14 protein-coding genes are annotated in these 15,202 nt (G+C 61.6%); all 14 read right to left on the bottom strand.

The features are described 5' to 3' along the window. Window positions 1-10 precede the first annotated feature (10 nt). The 14 genes from FHS03_RS04165 to FHS03_RS04100 all read right to left on the bottom strand — a co-directional run bounded on the left by FHS03_RS04165 (window position 11) and on the right by FHS03_RS04100 (window position 15,141). Entirely contained in the window at window positions 11-424 is a 414-nt protein-coding gene (locus FHS03_RS04165) for a surface-adhesin E family protein (RefSeq protein WP_183439755.1), read from the bottom strand. A gap of 4 nt (window positions 425-428) precedes the next feature. Then, the gene (locus FHS03_RS04160) at window positions 429-1,511 is read right to left on the bottom strand and encodes a M48 family metallopeptidase (RefSeq protein WP_229426058.1); all 1,083 of its coding nucleotides are present in this window, start codon (window positions 1,509-1,511) and stop codon (window positions 429-431) included. Between the two features lie 40 nt (window positions 1,512-1,551). Continuing rightward, the gene (gene dut / locus FHS03_RS04155) at window positions 1,552-2,001 is read right to left on the bottom strand and encodes a dUTP diphosphatase (protein WP_183439754.1); all 450 of its coding nucleotides are present in this window, start codon (window positions 1,999-2,001) and stop codon (window positions 1,552-1,554) included. A gap of 4 nt (window positions 2,002-2,005) precedes the next feature. Continuing rightward, a complete protein-coding gene (gene coaBC / locus FHS03_RS04150) occupies window positions 2,006-3,226 on the bottom strand; it encodes a bifunctional phosphopantothenoylcysteine decarboxylase/phosphopantothenate--cysteine ligase CoaBC (protein ID WP_183440041.1) in 1,221 nt (406 codons plus the stop codon). A 17-nt stretch (window positions 3,227-3,243) separates the two neighbouring features. Beyond that, window positions 3,244-3,747, bottom strand: coding sequence for a signal peptidase II (gene lspA, locus FHS03_RS04145; RefSeq protein ID WP_183439753.1), 504 nt, complete (start codon window positions 3,745-3,747; stop codon window positions 3,244-3,246). A gap of 66 nt (window positions 3,748-3,813) precedes the next feature. Next, the gene (ileS, locus tag FHS03_RS04140) at window positions 3,814-6,678 is read right to left on the bottom strand and encodes an isoleucine--tRNA ligase (protein WP_183439752.1); all 2,865 of its coding nucleotides are present in this window, start codon (window positions 6,676-6,678) and stop codon (window positions 3,814-3,816) included. A gap of 62 nt (window positions 6,679-6,740) precedes the next feature. After that, window positions 6,741-7,712, bottom strand: coding sequence for a bifunctional riboflavin kinase/FAD synthetase (locus FHS03_RS04135; protein WP_183439751.1), 972 nt, complete (start codon window positions 7,710-7,712; stop codon window positions 6,741-6,743). Window positions 7,713-7,881: 169 nt separating this feature from the next. After that, on the bottom strand, window positions 7,882-9,108 hold the full coding sequence (locus tag FHS03_RS04130; RefSeq protein WP_229426057.1) for a tetratricopeptide repeat protein: 1,227 nt from the start codon (window positions 9,106-9,108) through the stop codon (window positions 7,882-7,884). Between the two features lie 71 nt (window positions 9,109-9,179). Next, window positions 9,180-9,611: an ExbD/TolR family protein gene (locus tag FHS03_RS04125; protein ID WP_183439750.1), complete on the bottom strand. Its 432-nt coding sequence runs from the start codon at window positions 9,609-9,611 to the stop codon at window positions 9,180-9,182. Window positions 9,612-9,670: 59 nt separating this feature from the next. After that, window positions 9,671-10,096: an ExbD/TolR family protein gene (locus tag FHS03_RS04120; protein WP_050411901.1), complete on the bottom strand. Its 426-nt coding sequence runs from the start codon at window positions 10,094-10,096 to the stop codon at window positions 9,671-9,673. A 6-nt stretch (window positions 10,097-10,102) separates the two neighbouring features. Continuing rightward, window positions 10,103-11,032, bottom strand: coding sequence for a MotA/TolQ/ExbB proton channel family protein (locus tag FHS03_RS04115; RefSeq protein ID WP_217907203.1), 930 nt, complete (start codon window positions 11,030-11,032; stop codon window positions 10,103-10,105). 87 nt (window positions 11,033-11,119) lie between these two features. After that, a complete protein-coding gene (locus FHS03_RS04110; protein WP_183439749.1) occupies window positions 11,120-11,779 on the bottom strand; it encodes an energy transducer TonB in 660 nt (219 codons plus the stop codon). Window positions 11,780-12,331: 552 nt separating this feature from the next. Beyond that, complete coding sequence (locus FHS03_RS04105; RefSeq protein ID WP_183439748.1) at window positions 12,332-13,870, bottom strand: SpoVR family protein; 1,539 nt, start codon at window positions 13,868-13,870, stop codon at window positions 12,332-12,334. Window positions 13,871-13,872: 2 nt separating this feature from the next. Further along, the gene (locus tag FHS03_RS04100; protein WP_183439747.1) at window positions 13,873-15,141 is read right to left on the bottom strand and encodes a YeaH/YhbH family protein; all 1,269 of its coding nucleotides are present in this window, start codon (window positions 15,139-15,141) and stop codon (window positions 13,873-13,875) included. Between the last annotated feature and the right edge of the window lie 61 nt (window positions 15,142-15,202).

The following is a 15,202-nucleotide window of genomic DNA, read 5'->3' as shown; positions in this document are numbered from 1 at the left end:
TTGTATCAACTTAGCGTTTGCGGGCGCAGACTGCTTTCAGGGCGCGCTCGTATTGGCTGCCTTTTTCCACCGGCTCGGCGTCGTAGGATTCGTATTTGTAGGTGGCGAGGGCTTCGCCGCGTGCCATCGGCTCGGCGTAGTAAAGCTGCGACACCAGGGTGATGCTGCGCTCTTCGCAGGAATACAGGTGCTGCTGCTTGAGCGAACGGTAGATTTTGCCGTCGGGCGCGGTCTGGGGCTGGCGGAACGATTGCAGCAGCCAGGCTTTGCGTCCATCCTTGCCACGCTGGATGCTGCCGCGCTCCAGATAGAGCGTGCTGTCCTTGTCGCTGCGCAGCTTGCGCAGCGGCGCGGCTTGGACGGCGGCGGGCAGCAAGGCGGCCAGCAGCAGGATGGAACACGCGAGCTGGCCGGAGGTCTTCATGGTCTTATGGAACGAGCGGGCGCTTGCCGGCCTGCCTGGCCTTGATCTCGCCCACGGTCCGGTCGATGGCGGCGTAGCGCGCCGTGGTGGCGGGATGGACCGCCATATAGCCGTTCAGCACCGAGGACGGATACTGGGCCGCGAGGCGCTGCCAGAAAGCTTTGGCGCGGTCGATGTTGTAGCCGGCGCGCGCCAGCATGTACAGCGCGAGCTGGTCGGCCGCCACGTCCATTTCTTGCGGCATCGGCTTGATGCCGCCGCTGCCGATCAGCAGCGAGAGGTCGGGCCGCACGCTGGCGAGGTTGTCGATCATGCTGGCCAGCGCGGCGTTCTGGCGCAAGGTGCCGGCGTGGCCCAGCACATTGTGGGCGATGTCCTTGGCCAGCACGAAGGCGATGGCTTCGTCGCTTTGGGCGAAGTTGATCATGCCGCGCGTGAGCAGCACGCGCGAGCCGTCGGCGTAAGAGTTGATATTGTCGGCGTTGCCCAGGTCGACGCGGTAGGCGCAGGCGCGGGTGACGGGCATGTTCAGCACCTGTTCGCGGCCGTTGCGCGAGATGGTCATGCTGAGCGAGGCGCGGCTGGAGACCAGCGGGCCAAGCACGCCGGCCGCTTCGGTTTCGGCGTCGCGTCCGGTGGGCAGGGTCTTGCCGTTGGCGGCGACCAGGCCGTCGCCCTTGCGCAGGCCGGCGCTGGCGGCGCCACTGCCGGCCAGTACGCCGGAAACTTGCAGGCGGTCGTTATAGCCCAGCACCGCGCGCGCGGCGTCGGCGTATTCGCCAGGATAGGAGTATTTGTTCTTGGCCGTGAAGCCGAGCAGATTGCGCGCCTGGGTCTTGCACAGGTCGGCGTTGTTAATCAGCAGGGGGGCGGCGACGCGGTACAGGCGGTCCTGCAGCGCCACCATGGTTTTCAGGGTGTCCTGGGCGGCCAGCATGCGTGGCGTAAGCACTGGCGCGGTTTCGGCCGGCGGCGTAGCGGGCGTGGGCGCCTGGCTGACAGGAGCCTGGGGCTGGAAGGTGGAGCAGGCCGATAAGAGCAGGGAGGCCGCTGCGAGTGAAATAAACGGCCTTGCGGCTCGTGCCATCCCTTCAAGCTTGATCATCCCTGCTGCCATAAACCTGTCCTTAGTGTTTGCCGGTGCTGCCGAAACCTCCGACACCGCGTTCGCTGGCGTCGAAGTCGTCCACGATATTAAAGCCGACTTGCAGGACCGGCACAATAATCAGCTGCGCCAGGCGTTCCATGGGGTTCAAGGTGAACGTGCTATGGCCGCGGTTCCAGGTGGAGACCATGAGCTGGCCCTGGTAGTCGGAGTCGATCAAGCCTACCAGATTCCCCAGAACGATGCCGTTCTTATGGCCCATGCCGCTGCGCGGCAGGATCATGGCAGCGTAGCCGGGATCGCCGATATGGATGGCCAGGCCGGTCGGCACCAGCACCGTCTGGCCGGGTTCGATGACCAGGGGCGCGTCGATGCAGGCGCGCAGATCGAGACCGGCGCTGCCAGGCGTCGCGTAGGCCGGCATCTGTTCTTTCATGCGCGGGTCGAGGATTTTGACGTCGATGGATTTCATGGGATTACTGGAACAGCGAGTTCTTTTCAATGCGTTTGGAGATTTCCGATACCAGCTGGCGCGCCAAGGTCAGTTTGTCGGCGCGCGGCAGGATGGTATGGCCGTTTTCATCGAACAGGATGATGGTGTTGTCGTCCTGGCCGAAAGTCTGGTGGCCGATATTGCCCACCAGCAGAGGGATGCCCTTGCGTTCGCGCTTGGCGGCGCCGTATTCCAGCAGGTTTTCCGATTCGGCGGCAAAGCCGACGCAGTAGGGATAACCGGCCAGGCTGGTGCGCGCGGCAACGGCGGCGAGGATGTCGGGGTTTTGCTCGAACTGCAGCTGCGGCACGCTGCCGTCGGCGCTTTTCTTGACCTTCTGCGTGCTGGGATTGGCCACGCGCCAGTCGGCCACGGCGGCCACCGAGACGAAGACGTGCTGGCCGCCCAGCGCATCCATCACGGCGTCGTGCATCTGCTGGGCGCTTTGCACGTTCACGCGCTGCACGCCGAAAGGCGTTTCCAAGGCCGTGGGGCCGGACACCAGCAGCACTTCGGCGCCGGCTTCGCGCGCGGCGCGCGCCACGGCATACCCCATCTTGCCGGAGGAAAGATTGGTGATGCCGCGCACCGGATCGATCGGCTCGAAGGTGGGGCCGGCCGTGATCAGGATGCGGCGGCCGGCCAGGGATTTGGGCTGGAAGGCGGCGATGATTTCGGCCAGCAGCTGTTCTGGTTCGAGCATGCGGCCCATGCCGGTTTCGCCGCAAGCCTGGTCGCCGGCGGCCGGGCCGAGGATGGCGATGCCGTCCTCGCGCAGCTGGGCGGCGTTGCGCTGGGTGGCCGGATTGGTCCACATTTCCACATTCATGGCCGGCGCCACCAGCAGCGGCACATGGCGTGGACGCGCCAGGCACATGGTCGAGAGCAGGTCGTCGCACACGCCGTGCGCCAGCTTGACCATGAAGTCGGCCGAGCAGGGCGCGATGATGATGGCGTCGGCGTCGCGCGTGACGTCGATATGGGCCATATTATTGTTCACGCGCGGATCCCACTGGCTGCTGAACACCGGCTTGCCCGACAGCGCCTGCATGGTGACGGCGGTGATGAAGTGGGTGGCCGCATCGGTCATCACCACCTGCACCGAAGCGCCTTCCTTGCTCAGGGCGCGGCACAGCTCAGCGGCCTTGTAGCACGCTACGCCGCCCGACAGGCCGAGAACGATTTTTTTGCCAGCGAGTTCCATCATGCTTCTCCCTCGGATTACTTATTCACCCGGCGCAGTTCGTCGAGTATGAACAGGCCGACGCCGACGCAGATGGCCGAATCGGCGATATTGAAGGCCGGGAAGTGGCCCAGGCCGCGCCAGTGGAAGTCGAGGAAATCGATCACATGGCCGTACACCATGCGGTCGATCACATTGCCCACCGCGCCGCCCAGAATCAGGGCCAGCGCCCAGCAGAACAGACGTTGGCCGGCGTGCTTGCGCAGCAGGTAGACGATGAACAGGGCGGCGGCGATGCCGATGGCGGTGAAGAAGTAGCGCTGCCAGCCGCTCTCATTGGAGAGGAAGCTGAACGCGGCGCCGCGGTTGTAGGCCAGCACCAGGTTGAAGAATTTGGTGACGACCAGTTCATCGCCCAAGCGGAACATCTTGGTGATGGTGATCTTGCTGAGCTGGTCGAACAGGATGACGATGGCAGCGATGCCCAGCCAGGGATTCATGCTGGGGGAAGAAGTCGAGAAGGTTTTCTTGTTGGTTGCCATGGATATGTGCCAGGATTGCGTGGCCGTCAGCGCGCCGCGACGCGCTGACGGGACGGTGGTGATGACTTATGCGTACTGGCGCTGTTCGCCGGCGCCGAACAGATTGCTGTGGCAGCGGCCGCACAGGCTTGGGTGCTCCGCATGGCTGCCCACGTCGGCGCGGTAGTGCCAGCAGCGCTCGCACTTCTCGGCGCTGGAGGCGGCCACGTTCACCGCTTCATCCGCTTCGGCCGCCACTTCGACGGCCTTGGCCAGCGAAGTGATGAAGACGAATTTCAGCTCGTCGTCCAGGCTGGCCAGCACTTTGTACTTGTCGCCGGATGCCTTGATCTCCAGTTCCGCCTGCAGCGAGGAGCCGATGGCGCCCGAAGCGCGCAGGTCTTCCAGCTGCTTGGTCACGTCGTTGCGCACGGCGCGGATGGCGGCGTACTTCTCCAGCAGGGCGGCGCCATCGGCCAGTTGCGGCAGCTGCCACCAGGTCTGGGTGTAGATGGTTTCGTCGCTGGCCTGGAAGGCTTCCGAACCGGCGAAGATGGCCCAGGCTTCCTCGGCCGTGAAGGACAGCACCGGCGCCATCAGGCGCAGCAGGCTTTGCGTGATGTGCCACAGCGCGGTCTGGGCCGAGCGGCGCGCCTTGGAATCGACGGCCGTGGTGTACAGACGGTCCTTCAGGATGTCCAGGTAGAAGCCGCCCAGGTCTTCCGAGCAGAAGTTCTGCAGCTTCGACACCACCGGGTGGAACTCGTAGTTCTCGTAATGCTTCTCCAGCGTGGCCTGCAGGGCGGCCATATTGGCGATCGCATAGCGGTCGATTTCAGCCAGTTCGGCCAGCGGCACGGCGTTCTTGGCCGGGTCGAAGTCCGAGGTGTTGGCCAGCAGGAAGCGCAGGGTGTTGCGGATGCGGCGGTAGGACTCGGTGACGCGCTTGAGGATCTCGTCCGAGATCGACAGCTCGCCGGTGTAGTCGGTGGCGGCGATCCACAGGCGCAGGATGTCGGCGCCCAGGGTGTCGGAGATCTTCTGCGGCGCCAGCGTGTTGCCCAGCGACTTGGACATCTTCTTGCCTTCGCCGTCCACGGTGAAGCCGTGCGTCAGCAGCGCCTTGTAGGGCGGCTGGCCGTTCAGCATGGAGGAGGTCAGCAGCGAGGAGTGGAACCAGCCGCGGTGCTGGTCCGAACCTTCCAGATACAGGTCGGCCGGGAAGGCGCTCTGCTCGGCGTGTGAGCCGCGCAACACGGTCTGGTGGGTGGTGCCGGAATCGAACCACACGTCCAGCGTGTCCTTGTTCTTGACGTACATGGCCGCTTCCTCGCCCAGCAGGGTGGCCGGGTCGAGCGTGAGCCAGGCTTCGATGCCGCTCTTCTCGATCAGCTGCGCCACTTGCTCCAGCAGTTCAGGGGTGCGCGGATGCAGATCGCCCGTTTCCTTGTGTAGGAAGAAGGCCATCGGCACGCCCCACTGGCGCTGGCGCGACAGGGTCCAGTCCGGACGGTTGGCGATCATGCCGTGCAGGCGCGCCTGGCCCCAGTCGGGGAAGAAGCGGGTCTGCTCGATGCCTTTGAGCGCGGTCTGGCGCAGGGTCGGGCCGCCGTCTTTCGGATGGGCGTCCATGCCGGCGAACCACTGCGAGGTGGCGCGGTAGACGATCGGGGTCTTGTGGCGCCAGCAGTGCATATAGCTGTGGTCGAACATCTTCAGTTCGAACAGGGCGCCCGCTTCGCGCAGCGCGCCGCAGATCGGCTTGGAGGCTTCCCAAATGGTCATGCCGCCGAACAGCGGCAGGCTGTCGACGTATTTGCCGTCGCCCATCACCGGTTTCAGGATCTCGTCGTCCTTCATGCCGTGCGATTTGCAGGACACGAAGTCGTCCAAGCCGTAGGCCGGGGCCGAGTGCACCACGCCGGTGCCGCTGTCGGTGGTCACGTAATCGGCCAGGTAGACCGGCGAAGTGCGGTCGTAGAAGGCGTCGCGCGCGTGCAGCGGGTGCTTGAAGCGGATGCCGGCCAGCGCTGCGCCGTCGCAGGTGCCGAGGGTGACGCCTTCGAGCTTGTAGCGCGTCAGGCAGTTTTCCACCAGATCCTGTCCCAGGATCAGCAGCAGGGGCTTGCCATCGCGCTCGGTCTGCACCAGGGCGTATTTCAGCTCGGGGTGCACGTTCAGCGCCTGGTTGGACGGAATGGTCCATGGCGTGGTGGTCCAGATGACGATGAAGCCATCGGCGGCAGGCAGGGCAGGCAGGTCGAAGGCCTTGGCCAGCTTGTCGTGCTCGGCGAAGGCGAAGCCGACGTCGATGGCCGGATCTTTCTTGTCCTGGTATTCCACTTCCGCCTCGGCCAGGGCCGAGCCGCAGTCGAAGCACCAGTTGACCGGTTTCAGGCCGCGGTAGACATAGCCTTTTTCCAGCAGCTTGCCGAGCGAGCGCAGTTCGTCCGCTTCATTGCCGTGGGCCATGGTCAGGTAAGGGTTGTCCCATTCGCCCAGCACGCCCAGGCGCACGAAGCCCTGCTTCTGGCGTTCCACCTGCTCCGAAGCATAGGCGCGCGCCTTGCTCAGCACCTCGGCGGTCGGCAGGTTCTTGCCATACAGTTTTTCGATCTGGATCTCGATCGGCATGCCGTGGCAGTCCCAGCCCGGCACGTAAGGTGCGTCGAAGCCGGCCAGGGTGCGCGACTTGACCACGATGTCCTTCAGGATCTTGTTGACGGCGTGGCCCAGGTGGATGTCGCCGTTGGCGTAAGGAGGACCGTCGTGCAGGATGAATTTCGGACGGCCGGCGGCAGCCTTGCGGATGCGCTGGTAGATTTTCTTGTCCTGCCACTGCTTGACCCAGTTCGGTTCGCGCTTGGACAGGTCGCCGCGCATCGGGAATGGGGTTTCGGTCATATTGACCGGGTATTTGCTCTCGGCCTTCTTTGCTTTGTTGTCGGACATATCGGATCTTTATGGTGTTCGTATAAGGGATGCGCTGGGCGCTCGATGAAGGCGGGCCAGGGTCAAATTCGGTCGGTTGCGTTGACGGCGCCGCTGCGCTCCATGAAGAAGGCGCGCGCCTGGTCGGAATCGCGCTGGATGGCGGCCGTCAGGGTGGGCAGATCGATGAATTTTTCTTCGTCGCGGATTTTGTGCAGGAATTCCACGCGCACCGCCTCGCCGTAGCACTGGCGGGCGAAGTCGAAGATATGCACTTCCAGCAGCACGCGGCCGCTGTCTTCCACGGTGGGGCGCACGCCGAGGCTGGCCACGGCGGGCAAGGGCGTCCCGGCCAGGCCGTGCACCTGCACGATGAAGATGCCGGACAGCGCGGGGCGGTGCGGCACGCGCAGGTTCAGCGTGGGGAAGCCGAGCGTGCGGCCCAGCTTCTGGCCATGGATCACATGGCCGGAAATCGAATAGGGGTGGCCCAGCAGCTGTTCGGCGTGGGCGAAATCGCCATCGGCCAGCGCGGCGCGCACGGCGGAGGACGAGATGCGGCTGGCGCCGTTCATCACCGTGGGCAGGGCTTCGACGTGGAAGCCGTACTCGCGGCCCGCTTCCATCAGCATCTGCACATTGCCGGCGCGGCGCGCGCCGTAGCAGAAGTCGTCGCCCACCATCAGCCATTTGACGTGCAAGCCTTCCACCAGCACGTCGCGCGTGAATTGTTCCGGCGTCAGGGCGGCGAAAGGTTCGGAGAAATGCTCGACGATGACGCGGTCGATGCCGTGGTCGTCCAGCGATTTGAGCTTGTCGCGCAGATTGGCGATGCGCGGCGGCGCTTTCGACATATCGCGCGCCTTGCGCGCAAAGAATTCGCGCGGATGCGGCTCGAAGGTCATCACGGCCGCTTCCAGGCCAAGACGGTCGGCGGCTGAACGCACCTGTGCCAGCAAGGCCTGGTGGCCCAGATGGACGCCATCGAAATTGCCTATGGTCAGGGCGCAGGGCGCGCGCGCCGCAGCATTGGGAAGTCCGCGAAATACCTTCATGGGGATTCTGTACTTAAAAAACGGGTCCGGAATGGTGGATTATACAGATTCAACTAAGAACCTCGCAGTGCAACATTCCCGGACCGGCGGCCAGGCAAAGAAAAAGCGCTGCCTGCGGGGCAGACAGCGCTTTGCGGGACGCGCCCGGCCCGTTACCGGGTCCGCGCTATTACATCGGATGGTTGATGTACATGGTCCAGTAGCGTGCCAGCTCGGCTTCGCCATGCTCGCCTTTCACACTTTTCAGGGTGCTCAGGGCGGCCGCTTTCTTGCCGGCGTTGAACTGGGCCAGGCCGAAGTGCAGCTTCATTTCTTCAGGACGCTTGGCGCTGCCGAACTTGATGGCTTGCTCGATCAGTTTCAGACCCTGGTCGCCCTTGCCTTCTGAGACCAGCGCGAAGCCCATATTGGCCAGGCCGTCGGCATCCTTGTTCTTGATCAGCTCAGCTTCCTGGGCGGCTTGGCCCTTGGCGTTGTCGGCCTGGGTTTTCAGCGCCAGGTCTTTCAGACGCTGGTGACGGCCGGCATCGGCGCCGGTGCCCAGCGCGCCTTTCTTGTAGCCTTGCTCGACGACCTTGAGCGCTTCGGCCGGATTGCCCGACTGCAGGGACAGCTGCGACATTTCCATGTACTCGCCCGGCTTGGCCAGCAGGCCCAGCGCCAGTTTCAGGCGCAGCACGTCGAGGTTCAGGGTGCTGGTCGAGAAGCCCGGCTTGCCGACCACGCGGTTCAGCAGGTCAGCCCAGTAGCTGGTTTTCGGATAACTGGCGGCCAGTTTTTCCAGGGTGTTCACATAACCAGCCTTGTCGTTCTGCTTGAGCTGGATATTGGCCAGCATTTGCAGGCTTTCTTCGCTGGCGCGGCCGCCCTGGGCTTGCAGTTCCTTGGCCGCTTCGGCGTACTTGCCGCTCTGGTAGTAGGACTGGATCAGCAGCTGGCGCATCTGGCCGTCGTTGCTGTCCTTCAGCGAACGCTGAATCCAGGTGATGGCTTTCGGATAGTCCTTGGCGCGGTAATAGATGCTGGCCAGGGCCTGGGTGAATTTCGGCGTTTCGGCGGCGGACAGGCGGCCGGAATTGAGCACCGTTTCGAGCGCTTTGACGGCGGTATCGTTGTCGCCGGCAGCCATGGCGGCCGACACGCGGGTACGCTCGATCATGTATTTTTCGTTGTCGGATTTGCCGCCGACCGCATCGGCTTCCTTCAGCTTGGCCAGGGCTTCCTTGTTCTTGCCGGCCTGTGCCAGTTTCTGTGCTTCTTGCAGGGGCTTGCCGACTTCGGCGCGGATGGCGTCGGCGGCGTGGGCTACCGAGCTCAGGCCGACCAGGGGGGCAGCTGCGTTAAAACCAATAGCGGCCATCACCAGGCCGAGATGAGCGAGACGAAACTTAGGCATGGGAAAAAGTTCTTTCATCAAAAAGCGAAATAGGCAGGGGAGGCCTGCCTATCCGGGGATCAAACGTAGCTTTATTGGAACTGTTCGTTACCGACCAGGCCAATCTTGGTTACGCCCAGACGCTGGGCCGAAGCCATCACGCCTGCTACCACTTTATACGACACCAGCTTGTTGGGGCGCAGATGCACCTCAGGCTGGTCAGCTTGCGCTGCCACGGTCATCAACTTCGCTTCCAGGGTCGAGCGGTCAGGAATAACCGCGTTGTCCCACAGAATGGTGCCGTCAAAGTCCACGTCGATCGTCACAACCACGGGTTCCTTGGTGGGCGGCGGCGGGGTGCCGACCGGCATATTCAAGTTCACCGAGTGATTCGCTTTCGGAATCGTGATAATCAGCATGATGATCAGCACCAGCATGACGTCGATCAGCGGCGTCATGTTCACTTCCATCATTGGTTCCGGATCCGCGCCAGCAGCGCTACCCGAACCGACATTCATACTCATGGGTGTGTTCCTTTTAAGATAGACGTCCCGCCAGCGGGGCGGACGGGACGTCCAGGGCTTTACATCTTGTCAGGTGGTTCGGTGATGAAACCGACCTTCTGGATGCCAGCACGCTGGGCAGTGTAGATGACCTTGCCGACGAATTCATAGCGCGCGTCTTGGTCGCCGCGCACATGCACTTCCGGCTGGGGCAGCTTTACCGCCTCTACCTTCAGAAAATCGAACAACTCATTGGTGTCCGCCATTTTCTTCTGGTTCCAGTAAATGTCACCATCTTTATTGATAACGATGTTGACGTTCTCTGGCTTAGTCTGGATAGCCTGGTTGGTCTCTTCCGGCAGAGTGATTTTCTGCAGTTTGAGCACGACCGGGCTGGTGATCAGGAAGATGATCAGAAGAACCAACATGATGTCCACGAGGGGCGTCGTGTTGATCTCTGACATTACGGTATCTTCTCCGCTCTCGGAGCCAACGGACATCGACATGGTTAATTACCCAATCTTTTTAGCGCCGGCAGCGCGGCCAGCAGCTTCGCTGGTGGACATGGCGCCGGAAATCAGCACGGAGTGCACGTCAGCGGAGAAGGAACGCACTTCTTCCATCGCGGACTTGTTACGACGTACCAGCCAGTTGTAACCCAGAACGGCAGGAACGGCGACCAGCAGACCGAAAGCGGTCATGATCAGCGCTTCACCCACAGGGCCGGCGACTTTGTCGATCGAGGCGTTACCGGTCATGCCGATGTTGGTCAGCGCGCCGTAAATACCCCACACGGTACCGAACAGACCGATGAACGGTGCGGTCGAACCCACGGTTGCCAGGAAGGACAGGCCGTCTTGCAGGCGGGACTGTACTTTGTCCACAGCGCGTTGGATGGACATGGTCACCCAGGTCGACAGGTCGATCTGTTCCAGCAGGGCGCCGTCGTGGTGGGCGGTCGCCTTGGTGCCCGATTCAGCGATGAAGCGGAATGGGGAGCCTTCGGTCAGGGTGGCGGAGCCAGCGGCGATCGAGGAAGCTTTCCAGAATTTAGCCGAAGTTTCCTTGGCTTGACGCATGATCTTCATCTGGTCGATCAGTTTGGTGATGATGATGTACCAGGAACCCATGGACATGATGATCATGATGATCAGGGTTGCGCGTGGCACGAAACCGCCATTCCACACGGCTTGCAGACCGAATGGGTTTTCCACTTCTTCCATATTGCCATGTTTGCCGGCAGCTGGAGCGCTGGCTGCAGGAGCGGCAGCAGCGTCAGCAGCTGGTGCAGCGGCCGTATCCGCTGGGGCGGCTGCAGGGGCGGCAGCGGCGGCCGAGGCCGGCGCGTCAGCGAAAGCTGGGGCGCTCACCAGGGCGGATGCTGCGGTCACCGAGAACAGCACAGCGGCCAGTACAGCGGACAAACGGGTATTCTTAAACATGCTTCCTCCAAATTGATAAAATAATCAGTTCGCTGGCTTAAATGACAACGAAATTACTAAGTTGTGAGACGGTGCTGCTGTCCCGGTTTACTCCAGCGTCCAGACGTATTGCATTTGCTTCCACGCTTGTTCCGGCTTGCCGTCGATCATCGCAGGCTTGAATTTACACTTGCTGATGCCCACTTGAGCGGCCTTGTCCAAGTCCCTAAAGCCACTGGATTTCACTAATTTGGATTCGACGACGCGGCCGTCGGCTCCAATCAGGAACGATAAGGTTACCGTGCCCGTTTCCTCGTTACGCAGAGACGACTTCGGCCATTCCGGTTTCGCGCAGGTGCTGAAATCAGCCACTGCTTCGACGCGAACCGATTGGGCTGGCGGTGCAGGCGGTGCTGGCGGTGCAGCCGGGGCCGGCTTCTGCAGTTCGTTAGTCGCCGGCTTCACGTTGGTCGCGTTGGCGATCACGTTCTGTGGCGGCGGGGTTTGCTGCACGTTCACTTCAACCGGTGGAATGAAGGGCGGTGGTGGCGCTTTCATTTCAGGCGGCGGCGGTGGCGGTGGCAGCTCCTTTGGCGGAGGAGGGGCAACCTCCTCGATGATCTTGGTCTCCACTGGCTCGGTCATCTTGCTGACCAGGCGCTTGCCCAAGCCAGACACGACACCGTAGCCAATCAGGATGTGCAACAAGATTACGATGGTAATGCCGGTGTAGTTCTTCTGGCTCTTACCGTTATGCGTGAAATTCATGCCTGCTTTCTCCAATACCTACTCTTTGCTGCAACTTAAACCCCTAAGGCGACAAAAAGCTCCAGCCGCATCCGGGACGTCGGCGAATTATACATACGAATTCTTGATTTTACATAGAATTTTGATCCCTAAAACCGGTTAAATTTCATGCTCTTAGCGGGCCCTGGAAGGCCCGTGAAACATGGTGCACTGCACCGTTCTGATACAAAACGCAAGACAAATCGGCCCAACTTTGGGGAGGGGTGCCGGCCACTATGGGGAAGTTTTCCGATCCGGGAAAAAACGGAATATTCTGCGCAGATAACCGTGGATCGGCAATGATTTATTTGGTATTCGATGTTGCTTTGTTGCAACCATTGCTCGATGTCTCCTCTGCCTCAGTATATGCAATTTCCAGGGCAAACGGCGCTCAAACGAATGGTAAATTAGCTAACATGAAAAAATACTACATACGGGAGTGGGGGTATGAATGGACTAGGCCGGCCGGACCAGGGGTGGCGGCCGGTTTAGCACAGCAGATGAGAAGGGGGCGGGCGGCCCCCGGGTGCAGATTTAACTATTGCGGGCGCGCTTTTCACGTTTGACTTCCAGCGTGCTGACCACCTGGCCGTCCGGGGCGACGGTATCGAGGTGCACATCGAAGCCCCACAGCCGGGCCACATGCTTGAGCACTTCGGCGGCTTGCTGATTCAAGGGGCGGCGCTGGAACTGGGTATGGCGTAGCGTCAGTGCGCGGTCGTCGCGCGTATTCACCGACCACACTTGTATATTAGGCTCGCGGTTGCCCAGATTGTATTGCTCGGCCAGTTGCTGGCGCACATAGCGGTAGCCCAGCTCGTCATGGATGGCCGACACCGACAGCTTCTCGTTCTTGTCGTCGTCGAGCACGGCGAAGAAGTGGAACTCGCGGATCAGGCGCGGCGACAGGAATTGGGCGATGAAGCTCTCATCCTTGAAGTTGCGCATGGCGAAGTCCAGGGTCTTGCGCCAATCGCTGCCGGCAATATCGGGGAACCATTCGCGGTCTTCGCTGGTCGGGTTCTCGCAGATGCGGCGGATATCGCTCATCATGGCAAAGCCCAGGGCGTAGGGGTTGATGCCATTATAGTAAGGGCTGTGCACCGGCGGCTGGTACACCACATTGGTATGGCTTTTCAGGAATTCCATCATGAAGCCGTCGCCGATCACGCCTTCGGCATACAGCTGGTTGAGGATGGTGTAATGCCAGAAGGTGGCCCAGCCCTCGTTCATGACCTGGGTCTGGCGCTGCGGATAGAAATACTGGGAAATCTTGCGCACGATGCGCACCATCTCGCGCTGCCACGGTTCGAGCAGCGGCGCGTACTTCTCTATAAAGTAGAGCAGGTTTTCTTCGGGCTCCTGCGGGAAGCGCGGCGCCGGCTTGTCGACTTCGGCTTCTTCACGGCGCGGCACGGTGCGCCACAGCTCGTTGATCTGGGATTGCAGATAGGCTTCGCGCTCTTTCTGGCGCGCCTGCTCTTGGGCTAGCGACAGCTTGGCCGGGCGCTTGTAGCGGTCCACTCCGTAATTCTGGATGGCGTGGCAGGAATCGAGCAGCAGCTCGACCGCGTCGATGCCGTGGCGCTGCTCGCACTCGGCGATATAGTTCTTGGCAAACACCATATAGTCGACGATGGCGTCGGCGTCGGTCCAGGTGCGGAACAGGTAGTTGCCTTTAAAGAAAGAGTTGTGCCCATAGGCGGCGTGGGCGATCACCAGCGCCTGCATGGTCAGGCTGTTCTCTTCCATTAAATAGGCGATGCAGGGATTGGAGTTGATGACGATCTCATACGCCAGTCCCATCTGGCCGCGCTTATAGCCTTTTTCCGTGGACAGGAAATGCTTGCCGAAAGACCAGTGGTTATACGAGACCGGCATGCCGACCGAGGTATACGCGTCCATCATCTGCTCGGCCGTGATGATTTCCAGCTGGTTCGGATAGGTATCGAGGCCGAAGTTTTCCGCCACGCGGCGGATTTCCTCATGGGCCTGCTCGATCAGTTCGAAGGTCCACTCCGATTGTTCGGGCAGGGCGCGCGGATGCGGCTGGCGTTTGATCATCTGGTTCATGATTATTTCGGCTGCTTCTTGAACAGTTCGCGGAACACCGGATAGATATCGGCCGGCGTGACGATTTTTTGCATGGCAAAGTTCGGATGGTGGTCCGGCACCTGGGCGTACTGTTCCCACAGATTCTGCGGCGGCCCGTCGGTGATCTCGACATAGGTGTAGTACTGCACCTTGGGCATGATGGTATTGATGAGCAGCTGGCGGCACAGCACGGAATCGTTGTCCCAGTTGTCGCCGTCCGAGGCCTGGGCCACATAGCTGTTCCACTGGCCCGGCGCGAAACGCTCGTCGATGATCTTGTTGAGCAGGTGCAGGGCCGAGGAGACCACGGTGCCGCCCGACTCGCGCGAGTGGAAGAATTCATCTTCGCTGACTTCGGAAGCGGCCGTATGGTGGCGGATGAAGACCACCTCGATCTTGTCGTAGACGCGCTTGAGGAAGAGGTAAAGCAGGATGAAGAAGCGCTTGGCCGTATCCTTGCGCTGCTCGTCCATCGAACCGGAGACGTCCATGATGCAGAACATCACGGCCTGGGTCATGGGCTTGGGCACCTTGATCCGGTTGCTGTAGCGCAGGTCGAACGGGTCGATGAAGGGGATGGCCAGCAGCCGCGTGTGCAGGTGGTGGATCAGCTTTTTCAGCTCGACCACGTCGGGATCTTCCAGCGGCGCGCCGGCCAGCAGCAATTCCTCGAGCTCGCGTTCGGCCTCGATCAGGCGCTTGCGCGAATTGCCGCCGACGGCGATGCGCCGCCCGAGGGCGCCGCGCAGGGAACGCAGCACATGGATATTGGACGGCGTGCCCGACACCGTGTACCCGGCGCGCTGCTGCTTGAACTCGGTGGTCGCGGTGAGCTGGGTCTTCACCATATGCGGCAGCTCCAAGTCCTCGAAGAAATAATTCATGAATTCTTCGCGCGACAGTTCGAAGATGAAATCGTCTTCGGTGAGCTGGTCGCTATTGCCGGCGCGGCCGCGCCCGGCACCGCCGCCGCCTTTGGGGCGGGTGATCTGGTCGCCTTTCTGGTATTCCTGGTTGCCGGGGTTGATCACTTCCCACACGCCGCCATGGGCATGGCCGAAGGTGGGCTCGTTCACGTCCTTGACGGGAATCGAGACTTTCTCGCCATTCTCAATATCCGTGATCGAGCGGCCCTTGATGGCGCGGCCCACGGCATCCTTGATCTGGCCTTTGTAACGGCGCAAGAAGCGTTCGCGGTTGACGGCGGACTTGTTCTTGCCTTGCAAGCGACGATCGATGAGGTAGGTCAAAACATGCCTCCTGCTGCTGCATTGGGACCGGCGGGCGGCGGGAGCCAGGCAGCTCCCGCCA

Source organism: Pseudoduganella violacea, from assembly GCF_014191875.1.
Lineage (GTDB): Bacteria > Pseudomonadota > Gammaproteobacteria > Burkholderiales > Burkholderiaceae_D > Rugamonas > Rugamonas violacea_A.
Note: the sequence above shows the minus strand (reverse complement) of the source record. Positions and strands in the feature narration are given on the sequence as shown.